Origin of the sequence: Caulobacter sp. AP07 (assembly GCF_000281955.1) — a bacterium.
Classification (GTDB): Bacteria; Pseudomonadota; Alphaproteobacteria; order Caulobacterales; family Caulobacteraceae; genus Caulobacter.
The window spans coordinates 1-22,253 of the sequence record NZ_AKKF01000143.1 but is presented as its reverse complement, the minus strand read 5'-3'; the positions used below and the strand labels follow the sequence as shown (position 1 = coordinate 22,253).

The 22,253-nt window shown below is 70.1% G+C and carries 21 protein-coding genes and 1 other RNA gene; 6 read left to right on the top strand and 16 right to left on the bottom strand.

The genetic code is table 11. From position 1 onward, the window contains the following. Positions 1-5: 5 nt before the first annotated feature. Positions 6-812 (bottom strand): acid phosphatase, encoded by an 807-nt coding sequence (locus PMI01_RS11370; protein WP_007668204.1) that lies wholly within the window; start codon positions 810-812, stop codon positions 6-8. Between the two features lie 142 nt (positions 813-954). On the opposite strand from PMI01_RS11370, the gene PMI01_RS11365 reads away from it, so the two are divergent. Next, a complete protein-coding gene (locus PMI01_RS11365; protein WP_007668203.1) occupies positions 955-3,012 on the top strand; it encodes a TonB-dependent receptor in 2,058 nt (685 codons plus the stop codon). 160 nt (positions 3,013-3,172) lie between these two features. Further along, on the top strand, positions 3,173-3,961 hold the full coding sequence (locus tag PMI01_RS11360; RefSeq protein WP_007668201.1) for a SapC family protein: 789 nt from the start codon (positions 3,173-3,175) through the stop codon (positions 3,959-3,961). Between the two features lie 263 nt (positions 3,962-4,224). On the opposite strand, the gene def is transcribed toward PMI01_RS11360, so the two are convergent. The 7 genes from def to ffs form a co-directional block, all read right to left on the bottom strand. Beyond that, positions 4,225-4,746: a peptide deformylase gene (gene def, locus PMI01_RS11355; protein WP_007668200.1), complete on the bottom strand. Its 522-nt coding sequence runs from the start codon at positions 4,744-4,746 to the stop codon at positions 4,225-4,227. Positions 4,747-5,227: 481 nt separating this feature from the next. Then, positions 5,228-6,529: a DNA recombination protein RmuC gene (gene rmuC, locus PMI01_RS11350; RefSeq protein ID WP_007668199.1), complete on the bottom strand. Its 1,302-nt coding sequence runs from the start codon at positions 6,527-6,529 to the stop codon at positions 5,228-5,230. Positions 6,530-6,661: 132 nt separating this feature from the next. After that, positions 6,662-7,264: a recombination mediator RecR gene (recR, locus tag PMI01_RS11345; protein ID WP_007668198.1), complete on the bottom strand. Its 603-nt coding sequence runs from the start codon at positions 7,262-7,264 to the stop codon at positions 6,662-6,664. A gap of 81 nt (positions 7,265-7,345) precedes the next feature. Further along, entirely contained in the window at positions 7,346-7,762 is a 417-nt protein-coding gene (locus PMI01_RS11340; RefSeq protein WP_238537050.1) for a nuclear transport factor 2 family protein, read from the bottom strand. 134 nt (positions 7,763-7,896) lie between these two features. Continuing rightward, positions 7,897-8,226, bottom strand: a complete 330-nt coding sequence (locus PMI01_RS11335) for a YbaB/EbfC family nucleoid-associated protein (RefSeq protein WP_007668194.1) — start codon at positions 8,224-8,226, stop codon at positions 7,897-7,899. Positions 8,227-8,353: 127 nt separating this feature from the next. Continuing rightward, complete coding sequence (locus PMI01_RS11330) at positions 8,354-10,204, bottom strand: DNA polymerase III subunit gamma/tau (protein WP_035035871.1); 1,851 nt, start codon at positions 10,202-10,204, stop codon at positions 8,354-8,356. 95 nt (positions 10,205-10,299) lie between these two features. Next, an RNA gene (ffs, locus tag PMI01_RS26050) (signal recognition particle sRNA small type) lies at positions 10,300-10,392 on the bottom strand. A 97-nt stretch (positions 10,393-10,489) separates the two neighbouring features. Between ffs and nudC the strand changes: the two genes are divergently transcribed. Then, a complete protein-coding gene (gene nudC / locus PMI01_RS11325) occupies positions 10,490-11,458 on the top strand; it encodes an NAD(+) diphosphatase (RefSeq protein ID WP_007668190.1) in 969 nt (322 codons plus the stop codon). A 136-nt stretch (positions 11,459-11,594) separates the two neighbouring features. Here nudC and PMI01_RS11320 read toward each other — a convergent pair whose 3' ends face one another. From PMI01_RS11320 to PMI01_RS11310, 3 genes are all read right to left on the bottom strand, one after another. Next, a complete protein-coding gene (locus PMI01_RS11320) occupies positions 11,595-12,011 on the bottom strand; it encodes an MAPEG family protein (protein WP_007668188.1) in 417 nt (138 codons plus the stop codon). Between the two features lie 126 nt (positions 12,012-12,137). Beyond that, on the bottom strand, positions 12,138-12,986 hold the full coding sequence (locus tag PMI01_RS11315; RefSeq protein ID WP_007668187.1) for a prephenate dehydratase: 849 nt from the start codon (positions 12,984-12,986) through the stop codon (positions 12,138-12,140). Further along, the gene (locus PMI01_RS11310) at positions 12,983-13,735 is read right to left on the bottom strand and encodes a 3-deoxy-manno-octulosonate cytidylyltransferase (protein WP_007668184.1); all 753 of its coding nucleotides are present in this window, start codon (positions 13,733-13,735) and stop codon (positions 12,983-12,985) included. The genes PMI01_RS11315 and PMI01_RS11310 overlap by 4 nt, the downstream gene beginning before the upstream one ends. A 171-nt stretch (positions 13,736-13,906) precedes the next feature. On the opposite strand from PMI01_RS11310, the gene PMI01_RS11305 reads away from it, so the two are divergent. Both PMI01_RS11305 and PMI01_RS11300 read left to right on the top strand, forming a co-directional pair. After that, complete coding sequence (locus PMI01_RS11305; RefSeq protein ID WP_007668183.1) at positions 13,907-14,563, top strand: c-type cytochrome; 657 nt, start codon at positions 13,907-13,909, stop codon at positions 14,561-14,563. 169 nt (positions 14,564-14,732) lie between these two features. Continuing rightward, positions 14,733-15,242 (top strand): thioredoxin family protein, encoded by a 510-nt coding sequence (locus tag PMI01_RS11300; protein WP_007668181.1) that lies wholly within the window; start codon positions 14,733-14,735, stop codon positions 15,240-15,242. A 166-nt stretch (positions 15,243-15,408) separates the two neighbouring features. On the opposite strand, the gene PMI01_RS11295 is transcribed toward PMI01_RS11300, so the two are convergent. Next, positions 15,409-16,239: a C40 family peptidase gene (locus PMI01_RS11295; RefSeq protein WP_007668179.1), complete on the bottom strand. Its 831-nt coding sequence runs from the start codon at positions 16,237-16,239 to the stop codon at positions 15,409-15,411. Continuing rightward, complete coding sequence (locus tag PMI01_RS11290) at positions 16,236-17,660, bottom strand: leucyl aminopeptidase family protein (protein WP_007668178.1); 1,425 nt, start codon at positions 17,658-17,660, stop codon at positions 16,236-16,238. The genes PMI01_RS11295 and PMI01_RS11290 overlap by 4 nt, the downstream gene beginning before the upstream one ends. 86 nt (positions 17,661-17,746) lie before the next feature. On the opposite strand from PMI01_RS11290, the gene PMI01_RS11285 reads away from it, so the two are divergent. After that, positions 17,747-18,583 carry a tetratricopeptide repeat protein gene (locus PMI01_RS11285; RefSeq protein WP_007668174.1) on the top strand — a complete coding sequence of 279 codons (837 nt, stop codon included), beginning with the start codon at positions 17,747-17,749 and terminating at the stop codon, positions 18,581-18,583. Positions 18,584-18,761: 178 nt separating this feature from the next. Here PMI01_RS11285 and PMI01_RS28135 read toward each other — a convergent pair whose 3' ends face one another. The 3 genes from PMI01_RS28135 to PMI01_RS27100 all read right to left on the bottom strand — a co-directional run. Continuing rightward, complete coding sequence (locus PMI01_RS28135) at positions 18,762-20,969, bottom strand: methyl-accepting chemotaxis protein (RefSeq protein ID WP_007668172.1); 2,208 nt, start codon at positions 20,967-20,969, stop codon at positions 18,762-18,764. 128 nt (positions 20,970-21,097) lie between these two features. Continuing rightward, the gene (locus tag PMI01_RS11275) at positions 21,098-22,075 is read right to left on the bottom strand and encodes a type II secretion system F family protein (protein ID WP_007668171.1); all 978 of its coding nucleotides are present in this window, start codon (positions 22,073-22,075) and stop codon (positions 21,098-21,100) included. A 12-nt stretch (positions 22,076-22,087) separates the two neighbouring features. After that, positions 22,088-22,253, bottom strand: a 166-nt coding sequence (locus PMI01_RS27100) for a type II secretion system F family protein (protein ID WP_007668169.1), incomplete at its 5' end; no start/stop codon positions are given.

The following is a 22,253-nucleotide window of genomic DNA, read 5'->3' as shown; positions in this document are numbered from 1 at the left end:
GCAAGTCAGCCGCCGCACCCCGCCGGCGCTCCGTTCGCCCGCGACGCCGCCATCTCGGCCTTGGCCGTCGCCAGGTCGGCCTCGAACGCGACGTTCTGGTGCAGCTTCGACACCATCGCCGAGCCCAGGTAACGGCCGGCCTCGATGTCGCTCTGGAAATGCACGCCGCAGATGATCCGGCTGTCGCCGAACTCGCGCCCGCGCGCCAGCACGGCGCTGGCGTTCCACGGCGCGACCTCGGAGATCACCAGGGCCCACGACCAGCCGATCAGGCCGTGGCCGGACGGATAGGACCCATCGGTCTCGATCCAGTCCTCGCGCGGCACGCAGATCGGCTTGGTGTTGCCCACCGGCGGACGCGGACGCTGGAACGCCGCCTTGGCCGGCTTGTAGAGCGTCGCCGCGTCGTCGGTCATCCGTAGCAGCATGCGGGTCAGGGTCGGCGTGGCTTCCGGGCTGATCGTCGCGCCGGCGGCGCAGGAGAAGCTCTTGAAGCCCTCCTTGCCCGACAGATCGGCGTCGGCGATCGCCTTGTCCCAGGTCGGCGTGCCGGCCAGCTTGCGGGTTTCGTTGAAGGTTTCCCGGTCGGCCTTGCCGCGGGGCGAGTCCGGGGTCGGCGGCGGGCCGAGGATCGCCGCGCCGTCGAGGCCCGGGTCGGACCCCAGATACCCCTTGGGCGGCGCGGTCCAGCTGGCCGAACTCGCCGTCTGGGCCGGGGCGGCGGCCGGCGGGGAGAAGGCGTCGCGGATCGGCGCGCACCCGGCGACCAGCAGGCCGGCGAAAGTGATGGCGAGCAGGGCGTTTCGGGTCACGGGCGGTCTCCATCCGGTCATCCGCTCACAGAACGGCGACGATCGACCGCGTCAAGGCATGAAGCGCCTTGACGGATAGATATGTTATTTCATAACACTTCTTCGCGGCCGCTCCCTCGGCCAAGCTTATTGGATCTCGCCCATGTCCCGTCGCGTCCTTCTCTCCGCCGCGAGCTTGCTGGTAGCCGCCTTCGTCGCGCCCCTGGCCTATGCCGCCGAGGCGCCCGCCGCGCCGGCCGACGCTGTCCCCGATGCGGGCGCGGGACCGGACGCCGTCGATCGGGTGGTGGTCACCGCCGCCCCCTACGCCGTGTCGCTGGACACCGTGACCAGCAGCGTCAACGTCGTCACCCGCGACCAGCTGGACGTCGCCCCGGCGGCCGGCATCGGCGACATGCTCAACGGCCTGCCGGGCCTGCGCTCCACCTTCTACGGCCCCGGCGCCTCGCGGCCGGTGATCCGCGGCCTGTCGGGCCCCCGGGTGATGGTGCTGCAGAACGGCGTCGGCCAGGTGGACGCCAGCGCCCTGTCGCCCGACCACGCGGTGGCCAGCGACCCGGGCGAGGCCTCGCGCATCGAGGTGCTGCGTGGCCCCTCGACCCTGGCCTACGGCGGCTCGGGCATCGGCGGGGTGGTCAACATGATCGACGAGCGCGTGCCGTCGACGCCGGCCGCCAACGGCTTCGAAGGCCGGCTGTCGGCCTCGGCCTCGTCGGTCGACGACGGCTACGCCTATTCGACCGCGATCAAGGCCGGGAAGGGCCCGTTCGTGTTCGCCGCCGACCTGTCCAGCCGCCGCACCGACGACTACGCCGTGCCCGTCGCCCCGGTCTCGGCCCGGCTGGCGGCCCGCGACGGCCTGACCGTCGATCCCGACAAGACCGTCAAGAACACCGACGTCGAGGTCGACGCCTACGGGGCCGGCGTCTCCTACGTCCACGACCGTGGCTTCTTCGGCGTGTCGGTCAAGCGCACCGACACCACCTACGGCGTGCCCTACGAGCAGATCCTGGCCCCGATCGACCCCAACGCCGAGGGCCCGGTCTCCATCCACCTGCAACAGACCCGCTACGACCTGCGCGGCGAGCAGGAACTGGACAATCCGTGGTTCGAAAAGATCCGCGTCTCGATCGGTCACGCCGACTACGAACACGCCGAGGTCAGCGTCGAGGACGGCGAGGTCGGCACCCGCTTCCTGTCGAACGGCACGGAAGGGCGCGTCGAGCTGGTCCACCGCGAGCATGACGGCCACCAGGGGGCCATCGGCTTCCAGGCCCTGGACCGTCACTTCGAGGCGATCGGCGACGAGGCCTTCGTGCCCTCGACCGACATCAAAGAGTACGGGATCTTCACCCTGCAGCGCCTGGATCGCGGGACCTGGGGCGTCGACGCCGGCCTGCGCTTCGACACCCGTTCGCTGAAGACCCCGGACCAGAAGCGCGACTTCGACAACGTCTCGGCCTCGCTGGGCGTGTTCCTCAAGCCCTCCGACCAGCTGTTCTACGCCCTGACCCTGTCGCGCAACGGCCGGGCCCCGACCGAGTTCGAACTGTTCGCCAACGGTCCGCACCCGGGCACCGGCGGCTTCGAGGTCGGCGACAACACCCTCGACAACGAGACCGTCACCTCGCTGGAGGCCACCGTCCGCTGGAAGGGCGACCGCCTGCGCGCCGAGGGCCACCTGTGGGCCGCCAAGTACGGCAACTTCATCGAGGAGGCCCCGACCGGCGCGGTCGAGGACGACCTGCCCGTCTACCAGTACTTCCAGACCAAGGCAGATTTCCACGGGGCCGAGTTCGAGGCCGGCTACGACGCCTGGCGCGGGGTGACCCAGTCGATCCGCCTGGAGACCACCTTCGACTGGGTGCACGGCGAGACCGACGCCGGCGTGCCGGCCCGCATCCCGCCGTGGTCGCTGGGCGGTTCGGTGGTCTGGAACATCCCGCGCGTCGAGACCACCCTGGAGGTCCGCCGGGTCGCCGAGCAGGACCGGGTGGCCGCCTTCGAGCTGCCCACCGACGGCTATACGGTGGTCAATCTGAAGGCGACGTTCAAGCCGATCGAGAATTCGCCGCTGCGGCTGTTCATCGACGGCCGCAACCTGACCAACGAGGAGATCCGCGAGCACGCCTCGTTCCTCAAGGACATCGCCCCGTCGCCGGGCCGGTCGGTGCGGGCGGGCGTGGCCTGGAAGTTCTGAACGGGCGGAACTCCCGCGCAGGGCGAACCAGGCGGGACTATAACGCCAGGGCGGAGGGGTTGATTGCGGGGCCCCTCCGGATCGGCTAGAAGCGCCGGACCTTTCAAAGGCCGCCTGAGCGCAATAGGCGTCCGTTCATTAGCCTTTTGTCGAGCTGTTCATGGAAACGACCCAACCCGCCGGCGGGATCTCCGGCAACGTCCTGTTCTACAACTCGCCGGAGCCGCTGAGCCGCGAGCAACACGCCAAGCTGGGCCTGGTCCACAAGGACAAGCCGTACGGCTTCGCCGTCAACGGCACCGCCGTGCCGCTCGCGGTCACCGAGTTCGCGCCGTCGTCGCTGTCCTATCCGATCATCTTCGCCGGCGAAGACCGCGTGCCGCTGGCCGTGATGGGCCTGAACACCGGTGAGAACCTGTTCGTCAAGGCCGACGGCGCCTTCGAGATCGGCGCCTACATCCCGGCCTATATCCGCCGCTATCCGTTCGTGCTGGCCAATGACGACGCGCAGGACCGTCTGATCGTCTGCATCGACCGCGGCTCCAGCCTGCTGGCCGAAGGCGGCGACACCCCGCTGTTCGACGAAAAGGGCGAGCCGACCGAATACACCCAGAACTGCATCAAGTTCTGCGACGATTTCGAAGTCGAACGCCGCCGCACCGACTCGTTCGTGCAGCTGCTGAAGGACAACGACCTCTTCGAACTGAAGAAGGCGATCTTCACGCCGCAGGGCGCCAACGGTCAGCCGGGCGAGCCGCAGACCGTGGCCGAGTATTTCGGCGTCTCGGAAGAGAAGCTCAACGCCCTGTCGCCGGAAAAGACCAAGGAGCTGCAAGCCAGCGGCGCCCTGGCCCAGATCTACGCGCACCTGGTGTCGCTGACCGGCTGGGACCGTCTGATCGCCCTGGCCTCCCAGCGCCAGGCCCAGCAGACCGGCACGCTGAACTAGGCACGGCGCCTCCGGGCGTCACGAAGGGCGGCGGATCCGAAAGGGTCCGCCGCCTTTTTCGTTTTGGGGTTGGGGGGCGCCGAGGACTCTTGAGTTCGACACCTCGCACTCACCTCAACACCGTCATCCCGGGCCTTGTGCCCGGGACCCCTTTGTCCGTCGCAAGTGCGGAGGGGTGGCGCGCTTGCGCGCCAAAGTGCTTCACCGTCAGCGGAACCGGGGGGCCCGGGCACAAGGCCCGGGATGACGGGATATCGAAGTGGCTAAGCCGCCCGCCGGGCCTTCTTGACCTTGCTGATGGCGCGGTCGCGGCGCAGGCGCGACAGGTGGTCGATGAACAGCACGCCGGCCAGGTGGTCCATCTCGTGCTGGATGCAGACGGCGAACAGCTCCTCGGCCTCTTCCTCCACCGCTTCGCCCTGATAGTTCAGATAGCTGAGCTTGACCTTCGAGGGCCGCTCGACCGCGTCGTAATAGTCGGGCACCGACAGGCAGCCCTCCTCGTAGGCGAACAGCTCGTCGGACGACCAGGTGATCTTCGGATTGACGAAGTAGCGCGGGGCCGGTTCCTCGCCCTCGCGGGCCAGGTCCATGACGATGACATTGACCAGCTCGCCCACCTGGACGGCGGCCAGGCCGATGCCCGGGGCGTCGTACATGGTCTCCAGCATGTCATCCATCAGGGCGCGCAGGGCGTCATCGACGGCGGGCACGTCCTTGGAGACTTGCTTGAGAACCGCCAGGTCGGCGGCGTTATCGACGGTGAGGATGCGACGGATAGCCATGATAGGTGTCAGGTAAGGGCCGCGCGGCCTGGGGTCAAGGCGACGGATCGGCGCGGGGGGTGTCGTAGTCTAAAGCCACTAAGAGTTATGGACAGTTAGCTGACCCAGATCCGCGAGCGCATCTTCAACTCAAAAATTTCGTCATCCCCCGCTTTATGCGGGGGACCCAAGCAGCCTTGGACATGACGTCAGACTCAGTTTGGGTCCCCCGAACAAGTCGGGGGATGACGAACGTGGGTGGTCGCGGGCTCTAGAACACGTCCGCGGAAATCATTCCACCAAGCCAAGTGTCCAGGGGATCTAGCGGTCAGAAGGATCGATCGGAATTCGTCGAACATGGTGCTCGATGTTCAGCAGCGTCCTGTGGATCGCTTGAAGTTGATTACTCAGCACACAAAGAGCAGCAATAACTATGCCGATGCCTCCCGGGAACACCAAGTATCGATAGTCCATGGAATACTCCCAAAATGGCGCCGACCGCCTATGGCTTAGCTTGCAGCCTGGCAACCGAGGGTTCCGGCGCGGCCTCGCCGGCCAGCTTGATCAGCGGCCGCACCGCGCCCTCGACCGGCGTCAGTTCGCCGATCTCCTTGCCCTCGTGGTCCACCGACAAGTCCTCGAAGCGCCGGGCCTGGGTCAGGACCTGGCTTTCCAGCGAGCCGACGAACTGGTTGTAGCGGCCGACCGCCGCCTCCAGGGCCTTGCCCACCGAACCGGCATGGGCCCCCATCACCGCGATGCGCTTGTAGAGCTCGCGACCGACGGCGACGATGTTGGCGGCGTTCTTGGCCTGGTCCTCGGCCCGCCAGCCGTAGGCGACCGCCTTGCACAGGGCGAACAGGGTGGTGGGGGTGACCAGCAGCACCCGGCGGTCCATGGCCTCGGTCATCAGGTCGGGCAGGCGGTCCAGGGCGGCGGCCAGGAAGCCGTCGCCGGGCACGAACATCGCCACGAAGTCGGGCGAGCCCTCGCTGGCGAACTGGTCCCAATAGGCTTTCGCGGAAAGCCCCTGCATGTGGGCGCGGACGCTGGCGGCGTGGCGGAGGAAGGCGGCCTCGCGCAGGTGCTCCTCGGTGGCCTCCTGGGCCTCGAGGAAGGCGTTGAGCGAGCACTTGGCGTCGATCACGAACACCCCGCCGCCGGGCATCTTGACCTTGACGTCCGGGCGGCGGCGGCCCTCTTCGCTCTCGACGCTGAACTGCTCCTCGAAATCGAAGCGCTTGTTGAGGCCGGCGGCCTCCAGCACGTTGCGCAGGGTCTGCTCGCCCCAGCGGCCCTGGACGCCGGCCCCGCGTCGCAGGGCGGCCGACAGCTTGCGGGCCTCGAACTGGGTGGCGACCGAGGCCTCCATCAGGGCGTTGATCTGGGCCTTGAGGCCGCCGGTCTCCTCGGCGCGGGCCTTCTCGACGGCGGTGACCTGGGCCTCGAACTTGGCCAGGGTCTCGGCCACCGGCTTCAACTGGGCTTCGAGGCGGGCCTGGGACAGCAGCTCGCGGCTCTTGAAGTTCTCCTCGGTGCGCTTGATCAGCGCCTCGGCCACGGTGTTGGCGGTCATGGTCGCCTGCTGGGCGGCCTGGGCGCGGATCAGTTCGCCCTGGGTGACGGCCTGGTCCTCCAGCAGCCGGGCCCGCTCGTCGGCCTGGACCAGCCGGGCGTTCAGCTCCCAGGCCCGGGCGTCGGCGCCGGCCGCGCGGCGCTGGCTGGCCAGGGCCCACAGCACCGCGCCGACGGCCAGCAGCGCGAAGACGATGGCGAGGATCAGGAACGGGTCTGAGAAGTTCATGCTCCGTTCTTAGCGGGAGTCGGGCTCTGGAAGAACCCCCTCAGTCGCTCCGCGACAGCTCCCCCAGAGGGGGAGCATCGCGCTGACCAGATCCTCCCCTCTGGGGGAGGTGGCCCGGAGGGCCGGAGGGGGTTAAGCCGGCCGCCGCGCCCGCAGGGCCTGGGCGATGGTCCCGTCGTCCAGCCAGTCGAGGTCGCCGCCGACCGGCACGCCGCGCGCCAGCATGGTCACCGACACCCCGGTCGTCGCCAGGCGGTCGGCCAGGTAGTGAGCCGTGGTCTGGCCGTCGACCGTGGCCGGCAGGGCCAGGATCACCTCGGTGATCTCGCCACCGGTCGCCCGGCTCAGCAGTTCGCCCACCCGCAGCGCCTCGGGCCCGATCCCGTCCAGCGCCGACAGCAGGCCGCCCAGCACGTGGTAGCGGCCCTTGAACGACTGGCCGCGTTCCATGGCCCACAGCGAGCCGACCTCCTCGACCACGCACAGCAGGCGCGGGTCACGGCCGTGGTCGGCGCAGATGGCGCACGGGTCGGAGGTGTCGAGCGAGCCGCAGACCCCGCAGGTGCGCACCTTGGCCTGGGCGTCGACCAGGGCCGCGGTCAGCGGGGCCAGCAGGGTGTCGCGCTTCTTCAGCAAGGCCAGCGCCGCGCGCCGGCCCGAGCGCGGGCCCAGCCCCGGCAGCTTGGACAGCAGAGCGATGAGGCGCTCGATCTCGGGTCCGGCGGAGGCAGCCATGGTCTACGCTCTACAGAGGATTGCGGTCGCGATCACTGAAAAATTGGACCGCGCCGGACCCGCCATCCTCACGGCGGTCCGTCAGGGCCTGGCGACCCGGGTGACCTGCGAATAGACCACCCGCCACTGGCCGTCGCGCCTGGCCCAGGTGTCGACGAACCGCACCGTCAGGGCGAAGCGCTGGCCGCTGTCCGTGCCGGTCATGTCGACCCGGCCGCCGAGCAGGGCGGTGTCGCCGAGGACCTTCTCGACCGGAGCCTCGATGGTGAAGGGGTCGAGCTTGAAGCCCGGCGCGACATAGTCGGCGATCAGCCGGGCCTTGTCCTGGACCTGGCCGGCGCCGTTGACCAGCACGTAGTCGTCGGCCACCAGCCGTTCCAGCGCCGCGCGGTCGCCGTTCACCTGGGCTTGGTCATAGGCGTGGGCGGCGGCGGCCAGGTCGGCCGGCAGCGGCGCGGCCACCGCCAGGCCGGGCGCCAGCAGGGCGAGGACGGACAAGGCGACGAAGCGCTTGATAGGCGATCGGAGGGCAATCATCGGCGTGATCTCATCCAGCAGGGACCTGGTCGAAAGACGACAGGTTTCGCTCCCGGATGAAAGGACGGATCTGCGAACGGCGCCGGATCGTCTTCCTAGAACTTCATCCCCGGCATGCCGCCCATCAGGCCCGCCATCGGGCCGGCGGCTTCCTGCATCATCTGGGCCTGGGCCGCGTCCAGCTTGCGCTTGGCGTCGGCGTGGGCGGCGACGATCAGGTCGGCGATGACCTCGCCCTCGCCCGGCTCGACCAGGGTCTCGTCCAGCACCACCTTGGCCAGTTCGCCCGAGCCGCGCAGGGTGACGGTGACCATGCCGCCGCCGGCCGTGCCGTCGATGGTCAGTTCGCCCAGCTTCGCCTGGGCGTCGGCCAGTTTCTGCTGCATGGCCTGGGCCTGCTTCATCAGGCCGCCGAGGTCTTTCATGGTCTTGGCTCCACTTCGGTTGTCATCCCGGACGGCCCGAAGGGACGATCCGGGACCGCCGGAAGCGCCGGCGTTCACGCGTCGGTCCCGGATCTTCGCGCTGCGCGCTCGTCCGGGATGACAGGCTTTAGTCTTCCAGTTCGTCCGGCTCGATCGGCGGCGCCTCGGGCGTCAGGATCTTGCGGACCTCGACGATCTCGGCTCCGGGGAAGGCGTCCAGCACCGAGGCGACGAAGGGGTCGGCTCTGATCGACGCCAGCTCTTCGCGTTCCTCGCGCTTCTGGCGCTCAAGCAGGCTCTCGGCCCCGCCGCCGCCCTCGGCCGCCACCAGCCAGGGCTGGCCGGTCCATTCCTTGAGGGCCCGCACCAGTCGGCCGGCCAGGTTGCCGGGCGCGCCGGGCGCGGCCTCGTAGGTGATCGCCCCAGGCCGGAAGCTGATCGGGCGGACATATTGCTCGACGTCCAGGCGCAGGCCGATGTCGCGCTTCTCGGCGATCAGTCGCACCACGTCCTCGAACGAGGCGAGGGTGGGCGCCGCCTGGGCTGCCGGCGCCGCCATCACCCGGGCCTGGGCGTTGACGGCTCCGCCCTGGGCGCCGCCGCCCATCGAACCGCCGCCACCGCCGCCCGGACCACCACCCCCCAGGCCATTTGGCGGGGCGCCGTCGCGCAGGGCCTTCAGCGCCTCTTCCGGACCCGGCAGGTCGGCCGCGTAACACAGGCGGATCAGCGCCATCTCGGCGGCGGCCATGGCGTCGGGCGCGCGGCGCACCTCGTCATGGGCCTTGAGCAGCATCTGCCACAGCCGCGACAGGGTCCCGGCCGAGGTCTGGGCTCCGATCGCGGTCAGCCGCGCGGCCTGTTCCTTGGGCAGGGTCAGGGCGTCGGGGCCCAGGGCCTTGGCCACCGAGGCGCCGTGGCAGTGGTCCAGCAGGTCGAGCATGACCACCGCCGGGTCGGCCCCGAAGCCCCACAGGGCGCGGAAGCCGGCCAGCGAATCGCCGGGCTTGCCGCTCATCACGTTCTCGAACAGGGCGATGGTCTGGCCGCGGTCGGCCAGGCCCAGCATGTCGCGGACCACGGCGGCGGTGACCGCCGCGCCGCGCTCGCCCTGGACGATGGCCTGGTCCAGCAGCGACAGGCCGTCGCGCACCGAGCCCTCGGCGGCGCGGGCGATCAGGGCCAGGCCGTCTTCCTCGACCTTGGCGCCTTCGTTGGCGGCGATCCGGCCGAAGTGCTTGACCAGCACGTCGGGCTCGACCCGGCGCAGGTCGAAGCGCTGGGTGCGCGACAGGATGGTCACCGGCACCTTGCGGATCTCGGTGGTGGCGAAGATGAACTTGGCGTGCGGCGGCGGCTCTTCCAGCGTCTTCAGCAGGGCGTTGAACGCCGCCGTCGACAGCATGTGCACTTCGTCGATGATGTAGACCTTGTAGCGCGCCTCGACCGGGGCGTAGCGCACCCCGTCCAGCAGCTCGCGCATCTCGTCGACCTTGGTGCGGCTGGCGGCGTCCAGCTCCAGCACGTCCATGTGCCGGCCTTCGATGATCGCCTTGCAGTGTCGGCCCTCGACGGTCAGGTCGACCGACGGCTGGTGGACGGTGTCGGTCTCGTAGTTCAGGGCCCGGGCCAGCAGGCGGGCGGTGGTGGTCTTGCCCACGCCCCGGACGCCGGTCAGCATGAAGGCGTGGGCGATGCGGCCGGTGGAGAAGGCGTTGGCCAGGGTGCGGACCATGGCCTCCTGGCCGATCAGGTCCTCGAAGGTGCGCGGCCGGTACTTGCGGGCCAGCACGGTGTAGGCGGCGTCGGGGTCGGACGCCTGGGACGTCATCGGCACGACGGCGGGCGCCGCGACCGGGGCGGCGGCGGGCGCGCCCCCGAAGATGTCGGCGGTGTTCTCGTCGCGCTCGTGCTCGGCCTCGGGAGGCTCATCCCACGGCGGCGCGGAATCGGTCGTGAGGTCGTCGTGGTCGGCCATGGGGTGACTGTAGAGCGCCGGAGCGGCCAGCAAAAGGCTCGGTCCGCGCTCGCGGGCCAGATGCTGTCGGTTTTCATGGGAAGATTTGGGGAAGGTGGAGACCGGCAGACGACCCGGAGCGAAACTCGTTGTGGCTGCTGCCTCTCGGCCCTGACCAGATTGGCGAGGACTCCGCCCGTCACCGATCTCCAAGGCCTATATCGCGACTCACGCGCGCCAATGCAAGATCGAGATGCGGGCGTGCGGCGTCGTGACGTCCGTTCGCGGCTGGTCTAGAGAAGCGTCATGGCTCTTTCGATCATCACCAACACCTTCGCCGGCAACCCGCTGGACCGCGCCGGCGAACGGCGCGGCGACGAGTCGTGGCTGGCCGAGAAGGCCGCCGACCCGCAGTCGCTGGCCGTGGCCATCTGGAACGGCAAGCCCCTGGTCGAGGACGCGCCGCCCCCGGCGGACAAGGGCGCCGACGGCAAGTCGCTGGAAGCCAAGGGCGGCGTCCAGATCGCCTATCTGCGCGCCGACATGGCCAAGGACCTGGCCGCCACGCCCGAGCGGCTGCTGTTCCTGGGGCTGTGGAAGGACATCGCGGTGTTCGCCGTCGACCTGGAAGGCGGCCCCGACCCCGCCGAGGGGCCGTTGCAGGGCCTGGGCCGGTTCGAGGAGCTGCGCTCCATCGCCCCGACCCTGCCGCCGCCCGACGCCGGCATCCTGGCCACCGCCAAGTCGATGTTCGAATGGCGGCGCAAGCACCGGTGGTGCAGCAACTGCGGCCAGGAGACCCACGTCACCGACGGCGGCTGGAAGCGCCAGTGCGCGTCGTGCAAGACCGAGCACTTCCCGCGCACCGACCCGGTGGCGATCATGCTGGCCCTGCACGACGGCAAGTGCCTGCTGGGCCGCCAGGCGGCGTGGCCGCCCGGCATGTATTCGGCCCTGGCCGGCTTCGTCGAGCCCGGCGAGACCATCGAGGAGGCCTGCGCCCGGGAACTGATGGAGGAGGCCGGCCTGACCGCCACCGCCGTCCGCTACCACTCCAGCCAGCCCTGGCCGTGGCCCTCGTCGCTGATGATGGGCCTGGTGGCCGACGTCGACAGCGACGAGGCCGCCCCCGACCAGACCGAGCTGGAAGCGGTGAAGTGGTTCACCAAGGACGAGGCCAAGGCCTTGATCAAGGGCGAGCTGGAAGGCTTCTTCGCCCCCCCGCCGCTGGCCATCGCCCATCAGTTGATCAAGGCCTGGGCGGAAGAGGCTTAGCCTTCAAAGGCCCTCCCCCTGTGGGGGAGGCGATCGCGAAGTGATCGGTGGGGGGATAGTCGGTGAGGTGGGATCACTCCCCCCTCCGGCCCATTCGGGCCGCCTCCCCCACAGGGGGAGGACCTTGTGTTCCGCCCTACCCGAACAGCACCACCAGCTCCCGCGCCACCATCACCGCCAAAGTGAAGGTCGCCAGCGAGAACAGCGCGAACCGCAGCAGCACGATATTGACGCTCGCCTGCACCAGGCTGTGCAGCACGCGCAGGATCACATAGGCCCAGGCCAGGTGCATGGCCCAGCCGTCGGCGTGACCGCCGACCTGGATGGCCAGGGCCGCGGCGTAGAAGATGGTCGGCTGCTCCATCAGGTGGTTGTAGTTGTCGGCCGCCTGGCGGGCCCCGGCCGGCAAGCCGTTCAGGCTGCCCGGAAACGCCGCGTCCTGCGGCTTGAGCCCCGCCTTGCTCATCGCCGGCAGCCGCTGGACGTACATCCACAGCCAGACGGCCAGCGACCAGGCCACGAGCGCCATCACCGGCGCGGTCAGAGTGTTCATGATTGTCCTCCCCAGGATCATTTGGGGCAGGTTAGGCGCCGTTCGGTCAAATAGCGAAGCTTGCCGTGACGGCAGGTGTCGGTCGGGGACAGGCGCATGCGCCTGTCCCCAGTCAAGTCCGACCTATCACACCCGGTCCCGGAACGGATCCGCCGGATACACCCCCAAAATCTCGAACTTCTCCGAGAAGAACTTCAGCTCGTCGAAGGCCAGGGCCAGGCTGCGGTCCTCGGGGCGGCCGTCGACCTCGGCGTAGAAGAAGGTCGCCGTGAAGGCCCCGCCCTCCATGTAGCTTTCCAGCTTGGTCATGTTGACGCCGTTGGTCGCGAAGCCGCCCAGCGCCTTGTAGAGGGCGGCCGGCAGGTTGCGGACCTTGAACACGAAGCTGGTCACGCAGCGGTGGGTGAAGGCCGGGGCCTCGGGGGCCTTGTCGGCGGTCATCACCAGGAAGCGCGTGGTGTTGTTGCGCGCGTCCTCGATGTCGCGGGCCAGGATGTCCAGGCCGTAGATCTCGGCGGCCAGGGCCGGGGCCACGGCGGCGCGGGTCGGGTCGGGCTTCAGGGCCAGGGCCTTGGCGGCCCCGGCCGTGTCGCCGGCGCTCTCGTGGGCCAGGCCCAGCTTCTTGAGGCTTTGGCGGCACTGGCTGAGCGCGATCGGCATCGACGAGGCGATCTTCACCGTCTCCAGCGTCACGCCTTTGTTGGCCATCAGCTGGAAGCGGATCGGCTTGAAGCGCTCGCCGATGATCTTCAGGCCCGAGGCCGGCAGCAGGTGGTGGACGTCGGCCACGCGGCCGGCGATCGAGTTCTCGATCGGGATCATGCCCAGCTGGCAGGCCCCGGTCTTGATGGCCTCGAAGGCCTCCTCGAAGGTCGCGCAGGGCACGGCCTCGTAGTCGGGAAAATAGGTGCGGCAGGCCTCATGGCTGTTGGCGCCGGGTTCGCCCTGGAAGGCGATCTTCTTGAGGATGCTCATGCTTGTTTCCCGGCGCCCAGGGTCTTGGCGAACTGGCGCGCCGCTTCGAGGTCGGAAGGGTTGTCGACGGAGATCGGGGCCTCGGCGGCGACGGCGGCCCGCAGGGACAGGCCCAGCTCCATGGCCCGCAGTTGCTCCAGCTTCTCGCGCTTCTCCAGCGGCGAGGGCGGGGCGGCGTTGAAGGCCAGCAAAGCGGCGCGGCGATAGCCGTAGATGCCGATGTGGCGCCAGATCGGCGCGTCGCCATAGAGGGTGGAGCGGGTGAAATAGAGGGCGCGGCCGGAAAAGCCGTCCTGTTCCATGGCCAGCACCGCCTTGACCACGTCGGGGTTGCTCCGGTCGGCGGGCGAGGCCTCGGGGGCGACGACGGTGGCGATGTCGCAGTCGGGGTGAGCGCTCAGCAGGTCGGCGCAGGCGGCCAGCACCGAGGGCTGCACGAACGGCATGTCGCCCTGCAGGTTGATGACCACGTCGTGGCGGCCCTTGGGGTCCAGCACGTCGAGCGCCGCCAGGATGCGGTCTGAACCCGAGGCCAGGCCGGGGTCGGTCAGCACCGCCTGGCCGCCGGCCTTCTGGACGGCGGCGACGATCTCGATGTCGCCAGCCGCCACGGCCACCGGACCGATTCCCGCCGCCTGGGCCTGGCGCAGCACCCGCACGATCATCGCCACGCCGGCGATGTCGGCCAGCGGCTTGTTCGGGAGGCGGGTGGCCGCCATGCGGGCCGGAATGAGGACGATCGGATTCATGCGAGTGTCTTGGGTTGCGCCGGATACAGGGCAAAACCGTTGCTGCCCGGTTGCGCCTCGGGCGGTAGCGTGTAAGAGACGCGAGCGCAACATGGAGCGCGCGGGGGGAACCTCCGGGCGCGGATTCGGGCCTGTCGTCAGACGGCCCCCAAGAGGCTGGTAAGGCTTTAGATGAGCGACCTGACGTTAAACAAGATCTTTGGCGGCGTCCTGATGACGGGCCTGATCATTTTCGGTCTCAAGGAAGCTTCGGACATCGTTTTCGCCAAGCACGAAATCGAAAAGCCCGGCTATGAGATCGCGGTGGCCGAAGAGGCCGAAGGCGGCGCGGCCGCCGCCGAGGTCGCGCCCGACTGGGGCAGCGTCCTGCTGGTTCCGGCCAATATCGAGGCCGGCAAGGCGGTCACCGCCAAGTGCGCCTCGTGCCACAGCTTCGAAAGCGGCGGCCCCAACGGCACCGGTCCGGACCTGTGGGACGTGCTGGGCCGCAAGCCCGGCTCGCACGGCGGCTTCGCCTATTCGGCGGCCATGACCGAGTTCGGCGGCAAGCAGCCGGTCTGGGACTACGACCATATCGACCAGTTCCTGAAGGCTCCGGGCAAGTACGTCTCGGGCACCAAGATGACCTTCGTCGGCCTGAAGAAGCAGGAAGACCGCATCGCGGTCATCGCCTACCTCCACAGCCTGGGCTCCAAGCTGCCGGTGCCGGCCCCGAAGCCGGCCGGCGCGGCCCCCGCCGCCGCTGACGCCGCTCCGGCCGCCGGCGCTCCCGCCGCGACCGCCGCTCCGGCGGCCCCGGCTCCGGCCCCGGCCGCCGCCGCGCACTAGGCCAGCGGCCTTCGCGACAAGCATCCAAAGGCCGTGGGTTCGCCCACGGCCTTTTTGTTTGCCGTGGCTTTAGGCAATCGGGTCGGCCCCCTAGCAAAGCTGGTTGCGCGGTTTCCCTATTCCGTGAGTAGACTATCGAACCGTACCGTTTCACCGGAACCGTTCGAACATGACGCCTCGCCTCCTGGCCGCCGCTCTCGCCACGCTGATGATCGCCGCCCCGGTGTCGGCCCTGGCCGCCAAGGCCCCGAAGGTGGCGCTGAAGTCGCTGGCCGACCTGCCGACCCCGCCCTATCCCTATGACGAGAAGGCCGACGCCGAGGCCGACGTGGCCGCCGCGCTGAAGCGCGCCAGGAAGGCCCACAAGCTGACCCTGATCGATTTCGGCGGCAACTGGTGCGCCGACTGCCGGATCTTCGCCGGGGTGATCGAGCAGCCCGACGTCAAGCCGTGGGTCGACAAGCACTACGAGGTCGTGACCGTCAACGTCGGCCGCTACGACAAGAACATGCAGATCCCGGCCCGCTACGGCGTCGACAAGCTGAAGGGCGTGCCCAGCTTCCTGGTGGTCGACGCCAAGGGCAAGCTGGTCAATGACGGCGCGTTCTTCGCCCTGACCGACGCCCGCCACATGACCCCGCAGTCGATCGTCGACTGGCTGGCCCAGTGGCCGAAGTAGCACCTCTTCCTTCTCCCCTTGCGGGAGAAGGTGGCGGCCGAAGGCCGACGGATGAGGGGTCGCGCTGACGGCGACCGCCTCGTTTCGGTGGCAGGCTGACAGGTCTATCGACCCCTCATCCGACCTCGCTTCGCGAGGCCACCTTCTCCCGCAAGGGGAGAAGGATTCAAGGCCGCCGCCACCCCGTCGGCGCGCCGCTGCCCGCCGCCGCGATCCGGGCGATGGCCTCGGCCAGGGGTTCGATCGCCACGGCCATGTGGTGGGCGTTGGCGTGCAGGATGGTCTCGGCGTCCAGCAGGATGGCCACGTGGCCTTTCCAGAACACCAGGTCGCCGCGCCGGCGATCCTCGGCCGCGATGGGCGCGAAGAACGCCAGTTGCAGGTCGGTGTCGCGCGGGACGGCGCGACCACAGGCGGCCAGGGCCTGCTGGACCAGGCCCGAGCAGTCCAGCCCCAGCGATTCGCGGCCGCCCCACTGGTAGGGCGCGCCCAGGAAGCCCTGGGCCACGGCCACGAGGTCGCCCGCCGCCACCCCGACCGGCGACAGGTGGGCGGCGACGAACCAGCCCGTGCCCTCGCCCTTGGCGAACCGGCCCTCGACGGCCTCGATCGCCGTCAGGGCGTTGAGCGAATACAGCCCCATCGGCCGTGACTTGATGTCCGGCTCGGCGAAGGCGTAGGTGCGCGGGACCGCGACCTGGTGGGTGGCCGGGGCCCCCGGCGCGGCCAGGTCCGCCTCGGCGACGAAGCCGACATAGCCGTCGCGGGCCGCCTGGCCCCAGGCGAAGCCGTCCTTGATCTCCAGCACCCGGAACAACTCGCCGAACAGCAGCTGGTCCCATTGCTCGGCCATCGGATCGGCGGCCTTGCGCAGGGCGGCGGTGGGCGTGACCACCTGGCGAAGGCTGGGCGCCGCATAGCGCTCGGCGGCGACCAGGCCCTGCAAGTCCAGGTCGGCCAGGTCGGGGCGGGCCAGGGTCAGGCGCGGGTCGCTCATGCCCCGGCGCCCTTGGGGAACTTCGCCTTCAGCATGGCGTAGAGGCCGCGGATCACCTGGGCCTCGCCGCCGGCCGGGTGGCCCGGCCGGGCCTTGGGGTTCCAGGCGAAGATGTCGAAATGCGCCCAGGCCCCGGTGGTCGGGGCGAAGCGTTGCAGGAACAGGGCGGCGGTCATCGCCCCGGCCTGGGCCCAGGCGTCGGGATCGTTCTTGAGGTCGGCGATGTCGCTCTCGACCGCTTCGCGATAACCGTCCCACAGCGGCAGGCGCCAGAGCGGGTCGGCGGCGGCCCGCGCCCCGGCCTCGATCTCGCCGGCCAGGTCGTCGTCGGGGGTGAAGAACGGGATCACCTGCGGGCCCAGGGCGACGCGGGCCGCGCCGGTCAGGGTGGCCAGGTCGAGGGTCAGCACCGGCTCCAGCTCGCCCGCCCGGGTCAGGGCGTCGGCCAGGATCAGCCGGCCCTCGGCGTCGGTGTTGCCGACCTCGACAGTCAGGCCCGAGCGGGTGGCCAGCACGTCGCCGGGCCGCATGGCGTCGCCGGCGATGGCGTTCTCAACCACCGGGACCAGCACGCTCAGCGCCACCGGCAGGCCGGCGGCCATCACCATCCGGCCCAGGGCCAGGGCGTGGGCGGCGCCGCCCATGTCCTTCTTCATCAGCCGCATGCCCGACGACGGCTTGATGTCCAGGCCGCCGGTGTCGAACACCACGCCCTTGCCGATGATCGCCACGCGCGGATGCGAGGCGTCGCCCCAGCTGATCTCGATCATCCGGGGCGCGCGGGCCGGCACGGCGGCGCGGCCGACGGCGTGGACGGCCGGATAGTTCTCGGCCAGCAGGTCGTCGCCGGTCACCATCGCGATGGTCGCGCCGTACCGCTCGGCGATCTCGCGGGCGATGGTCTCGATCTGCAGCGGCCCCAGGTCGTTGGCCGGAGTGTTGATCATGTCGCGGGCCAGGGCGCAGGCGTGGGCCACCGCCCGGACCTCGTCCAGGTCGACCTCCGGGTCCGCGACCAGTCGTCGCGGTTCCTCGCCGGTTCGGGGGCGATAGCGGTCGAACCTGTAGGCCCCCAGGGCGAAGGCCAGGGCGATCTGGCCCGGGTCCAGGCCCTCGGGCGTCGCCGACAGGCGGAAGTCGCCGGCCGGCAGGCGGCCGGGCAGGGCGCGAAACAGCATGGCGTCGGCCTTGCCCCTCTCGCCCAGGCCCAGCAGCACGCGGTCCACCACCCCTTGCGGGGTCGGCAGGACCAGCACCTGGCCGGCCTTGGCCTTGAACGCCTCCAGGGCCACGAAGCCCTTCACGAAACTGGGCCGCGCCTCGACGAAGGCGGCCAGCTCGGACTCGTAGAGGCAGTGGATGGGCGTCGCCGCCCCATCCTCGGCGGACCGCAGCGAAGGGGCGATGATCGGTTCCGACATGGGCGCGCCTCAGGGGAGGAATTTATGCTTAACGATTCCTTGAGGGCCCCGCGCGAGGATGCGTGACCTTCCGGAGATCCGTCTTCATGTGTCGCAAGCGCGCGCTCCTCGCAACCGTTCTCGCCCCCGCCCTGGTCTCGAGCCTGCTGCTGGCGGTCCCGGCCCAGGCCGCGGACAAGCCGGCGCCCGCCGCCGCGACGGCCCCAGCGCCGGCTGGGACGCCCCCGGCGTCGCGCAAGGCCAGCCCCGCCCAGCGGGCCGAGATGCAGCGCGCCGACCCGCTGATGCGCGCCGCCTTCTGGTCGAACGAACTGGACCTGGACGGCCGCGACCTGGAGGCCGGGGTCGGCCTGTCCCAGGCCCTGCGCGCCCTGGGCCGCTACGACGAGGCCGCCGACGCGGCCAGCCGGGTGCTGATCGCCGCCCCCGACAACTATGACGCCCTGATGGAGCTGGCGCGGGCCAATGTGGCGCGCGGCCAGGGCTTCTACGCCATCGACCCGGCCCGCCGCGCCGCCGCCCTGCAACCCCGCGACTGGCGTCCGCAGTCGCTGCTGGGCGTGGCCTACGAACAGGCCAAGCGCGACGACGAGGCCGTGGCGGCCCACCGCCAGGCCGTGGCCCTGGCTCCGACGGAGGCCGCGCCCCTGGCCAACCTGGCCATGCACATGGCGTCGAGCGGCGACCTGCCGGGCGCCGAGGCGACGCTGCGCAAGGCCGCCGCCCTGCCGACCGCCACCATCCAGGTGCGCCAGAACCTGGCCCTGGTGGTCGGGCTGCAAGGCCGCCTCGACGAGGCCGAGCGCCTGGCCCGCCAGGATCTGCCGCCGGAATCGGTGGACAACAACCTGGCCTGGCTGCGCGCCGCCACCGGCCAGGCCAGCCCGACCCGGTCGTGGGATGCGCTGAAGGCGGGGAGCTAGGGCCTTCCTTCCCTCTCCCCTTGCGGGAGAGGGTGGCCCCGCGAAGCGGGGTCGGGTGAGGGGTCGATGGACGCAAGACGCCGCGAACAGCCGCGAGGCCGGCCGCGGCGTCTGCCGTTCGTGAGACCCCTCATCCGTCGACTTCGTCGACACCTTCTCCCGCAAGGGGAGAAGGGATCTAGGCCGCCCGCCGTCCCGTCGCGCCGGCCTCTTCCGCCGTCCGGAAGCGCGAGACCAGCTGGCTGAGCTGGTCGGCTTCACTGGACAGGTTGTGGCTGGCGGCGTTGGTCTCTTCCACCATGGCGGCGTTCTGCTGGGTGACGGTGTCCATCTGGTTCACCGCGGTGTTGACCTCGTGCAGGCCGGTGGCCTGTTCCTTGGCCGAGGCGGCGATGGTCTGGACCAGGCCCTCGATGCGGGTGACGTGGCCGGCGACCTCCTCCAGCGTCTTGCCCGCCCGGCCGACCAGGCCGACGCCGCCGCTGACATGGGTGGTGGATTCCTCGATCAGGCCCTTGATCTGCTTGGCGGCCTCGGCCGAGCGCTGGGCCAGGGCCCGCACCTCTTGGGCGACCACCGCGAACCCCGCGCCGGCCGAACCGGCCCGCGCCGCCTCGACGCCGGCGTTCAGGGCCAGAAGGTTGGTCTGGAAGGCGATCTCGTCGATCACCCCGATGATCTGGGCGATCTGGCGCGACGAGCCTTCGATGCGGCCCATGGCGTCGATCGCCTGGTCGACCACCACGCTGGACGCCTGGGCGGCGACGCGGCTTTCGCCCACCACCCTGCGGACCTCCTCGGCTCCCTGGGCGGTCTGGCGCACCGTGGCGGTGATCTCGTCCAGGGCGGCGGCGGTCTCTTCCAGGCTGGCGGCCTGCTGCTCGGTGCGGCGCGACAGGTCGTCGGCGGCGCTGGTGATCTCGCCGGCCCCGGCCCGCACCGCGCCGGCGCTCTCGACGATGACCCGCATGGTGGTGTTCAGGTCGCTCATCGCGGCGTTGAAGTCGGCGCGCAGGGCCTCGTACTCGGCCGGAAACCGCTCGTCGATGCGGGTCGAGAGGTTGCCCGAGGCCAGCTGGCCCAGGCTGGCGCCCAGGGCCGCCACGACCTTCTGGCGCGCGGCGTCCTCGGCCAGGCGCTCGGCCTCGTGGGCGCGGCGCTCGGCCTCGGCCTGGGCCTGCTGGGCCTCCTGGCGTTCGCGGACCTGGCGGCGTTCGAGCACGGCGGCGCGGAATACCTCGACCGACTGGGCCATCTCGCCGATCTCGTCGCCGCGTTCGGCGTAGGGCACGGTCTTTTCGTACTCGCCCGCCGCCAGCTCGCCCATGTAGCGGGTCATCACCTGCACCGGCCGGACGATCAGGCGCGAGCCGAACCACAGCAGCAGGCCCGACAGCGCCACCAGGGCGAAGGCGGTCAGCAGCATCTTGTTGCGGGCCTTGGTCGCCCCGGCCAGCACGGCGGCCTGCGGCGCCTCGATCACCACATACCAGCGGTCGGTCGTGCCCGGCAGGACGATCGGCGCGGCGGCGCGCAGCATCTTGCCGGCCTTGGCGTCGATCACCTGGTCGGCGTAGCCGGCCGAACCGGCGCGGGCGACCAGGGCGACCAGCCCTTCGTCGTCGACGGCCTTGCCCAGCTTGGCGGCGTCGGGGTTGGCCACCCACAGGTTGCCGCCGCCGATCACGCTGACCTGGCCGACGCCGAACGGCCGCAGCTGGTCGGCGCGGGCGCTGAGGTCGGCCAGGGACAGGTCGGTGGTGACCACCCCGATCGGCCGGCCCGCGCGCCGCAGCACGGTGGCCACCGAGGTCATCAGCACCTGCTTGCCGTTGATCGGATAGAGGTAGGGCGCGGTCAGCAGCGTGCGGTTCTCGGCCATCGGCCGGGTGTACCAGGCGTCGATGCCCGCCTCGGCGGTCATCACCAGCTTGTCGGTCTTCACCGTCTTGTCCGGACCCCAGAAGAAGTAGGGCACGAAGCGGCCGGCGGCGTCGGAATAGGGGTGGGTGGTGAACTCGGCGTCGCGGCCGTCCAGGGCGTTGGGTTCGAACACCGGGGTCATGCCGACGATGTCGGGGTTGTTCTCCACCAGGTGGATCATGGTCCGGCCGATCTGGTCGCGATCGACCTTGGTCGGGTCGACCGCCAGGCTCTCGACCGTCGCCGCGCCGACCGAGGCGTTCTTGATCGCCTGGCCGACCTCCTTGCCGATCCGTTCGCCGTAGCCTTCCATCAGGGCCCGGGCCTGGTCGCCCGCCTGGCGCTGGGCTTCGGCCCGCATCGTCGTCCAGCCGGCCAAGGTCACCCCGACCCCGGAGGCCAGCAGGATCGCCCCGACCGACAACACCAGGGACAGGCGCAGGGAGAGCTTGGGAAGACGCATGGCGGGCCTCGATCCGGAAGAGAGGGTTCCCGGCAACCTAGGCGCCCGCGTCTTAACGATCGCGACAACGCGGCCCGGGCTTGGCCGGGCGTCCCCGCGACAAGAGGTCGCAGGCGGCCGGCCCGCCCTCAGCGGTGCTTCAGCACGTCCTGGATCTTGATGATCGCCGGACCCATGATCACGACGAACAGCACCGGCAGGAAGAACAGGATCATCGGCACGGTCAGCTTGGCCGGCAGGGCCGAGGCCTTCTTCTCGGCGGCCGACAGGCGCAGGTCGCGGTTTTCCTTGGCCATCACCCGCAGGGCCGCGCCCAGCGGCGTGCCGTAGCGCTCGGCCTGGATCATCGCCGTGACCACCGAGCGGATGCCTGGGTGGTTGGTGCGCCGGGCCAGGCCTTCATAGGCCAGGCGCCGTTCGGGCAGGTAGCTGAGCTCGGCGGTCAGCAGGCTGAGCTCCTCGGCCAGCTCGATCGAGGCCGAGCCGACTTCGGCCCCGACCTTGGCGATCGCCGCCTCGATCGACATGCCGCTTTCGACGCAGATCAGCATCAGGTCCAGGGCGTCGGGGAAGGCCGCGACGATCGACTCGCGGCGCTTCTGGGCGATGTTCTGGATGTAGAGGTTGGGCGCGTAGTAGCCCGCCGTCAGGGCCGCGAAACAGGCCGCCAGCTTCTGGATCGGCAGCAGGCCCAGGCCGTTGATCAGGTAGAGGTAGAACGCCGCCACCGACGCGAAGACGAACGGCCCCACGAAGCGGAAGAAATAGAAGGTCGAAACCGGCTTGGGGCCTCGGAAGCCGGCCTGGGCCAGCTTGTCGACCACCTTGGGGTCTTCCAGCAGCTTGGAAAGCTGCAGGCGGTCGACGACGTTCTTGTACATCCCCTCGTCGGAGTGGCGCAGGGTGCCGCCGCCGCCGCCCTTCTGGGACAGGGCCTCGCGCGAGCGGCGGCGCAGTTCCTCGCGGCGGTTGGCGACCGACTTCAGCCGGCCTTCCAGCCCGTTGCTGCTCATCACCGGCGCGGCCAGGGTGACGATGGTGGCGAACACCACGATGGCGATGAACGCGCTGAGCAGGTTCGAAGGATTGGTGAGCATCTCGATCATGGTCGCCTCCCCCTAGAACTTGAAGTTGATCATCTTGCGCATCACGAAGATGCCGATGCTCATCCAGAAACCGGCCGCCATCAGCATCAGGTGTCCACGCGCGTCGGTGAACATCGGGGCCATGTAGGCGGGCGCGGTAATGGTGATCAGCGTCACCACGGCGGGCGGCAGGCTGCCG

Excerpts from the sequence above, each read along its gene's own strand:
- PMI01_RS11365 (WP_007668203.1), top strand. The coding sequence starts at position 955 with ATGTCCCGTCGCGTCCTTCTCTCCGCCGCGAGCTTGCTGGTAGCCGCC.
- PMI01_RS11360 (WP_007668201.1), top strand. The coding sequence starts at position 3,173 with ATGGAAACGACCCAACCCGCCGGCGGGATCTCCGGCAACGTCCTGTTC.
- def (WP_007668200.1), bottom strand. The coding sequence starts at position 4,746 with ATGGCTATCCGTCGCATCCTCACCGTCGATAACGCCGCCGACCTGGCG.
- rmuC (WP_007668199.1), bottom strand. The coding sequence starts at position 6,529 with ATGAACTTCTCAGACCCGTTCCTGATCCTCGCCATCGTCTTCGCGCTG.
- recR (WP_007668198.1), bottom strand. The coding sequence starts at position 7,264 with ATGGCTGCCTCCGCCGGACCCGAGATCGAGCGCCTCATCGCTCTGCTG.
- PMI01_RS11335 (WP_007668194.1), bottom strand. The coding sequence starts at position 8,226 with ATGAAAGACCTCGGCGGCCTGATGAAGCAGGCCCAGGCCATGCAGCAG.
- PMI01_RS11330 (WP_035035871.1), bottom strand. The coding sequence starts at position 10,204 with ATGGCCGACCACGACGACCTCACGACCGATTCCGCGCCGCCGTGGGAT.
- nudC (WP_007668190.1), top strand. The coding sequence starts at position 10,490 with ATGGCTCTTTCGATCATCACCAACACCTTCGCCGGCAACCCGCTGGAC.
- PMI01_RS11320 (WP_007668188.1), bottom strand. The coding sequence starts at position 12,011 with ATGAACACTCTGACCGCGCCGGTGATGGCGCTCGTGGCCTGGTCGCTG.
- PMI01_RS11315 (WP_007668187.1), bottom strand. The coding sequence starts at position 12,986 with ATGAGCATCCTCAAGAAGATCGCCTTCCAGGGCGAACCCGGCGCCAAC.
- PMI01_RS11310 (WP_007668184.1), bottom strand. The coding sequence starts at position 13,735 with ATGAATCCGATCGTCCTCATTCCGGCCCGCATGGCGGCCACCCGCCTC.
- PMI01_RS11305 (WP_007668183.1), top strand. The coding sequence starts at position 13,907 with ATGAGCGACCTGACGTTAAACAAGATCTTTGGCGGCGTCCTGATGACG.
- PMI01_RS11300 (WP_007668181.1), top strand. The coding sequence starts at position 14,733 with ATGACGCCTCGCCTCCTGGCCGCCGCTCTCGCCACGCTGATGATCGCC.
- PMI01_RS11295 (WP_007668179.1), bottom strand. The coding sequence starts at position 16,239 with ATGAGCGACCCGCGCCTGACCCTGGCCCGCCCCGACCTGGCCGACCTG.
- PMI01_RS11290 (WP_007668178.1), bottom strand. The coding sequence starts at position 17,660 with ATGTCGGAACCGATCATCGCCCCTTCGCTGCGGTCCGCCGAGGATGGG.
- PMI01_RS11285 (WP_007668174.1), top strand. The coding sequence starts at position 17,747 with ATGTGTCGCAAGCGCGCGCTCCTCGCAACCGTTCTCGCCCCCGCCCTG.
- PMI01_RS28135 (WP_007668172.1), bottom strand. The coding sequence starts at position 20,969 with ATGCGTCTTCCCAAGCTCTCCCTGCGCCTGTCCCTGGTGTTGTCGGTC.
- PMI01_RS11275 (WP_007668171.1), bottom strand. The coding sequence starts at position 22,075 with ATGATCGAGATGCTCACCAATCCTTCGAACCTGCTCAGCGCGTTCATC.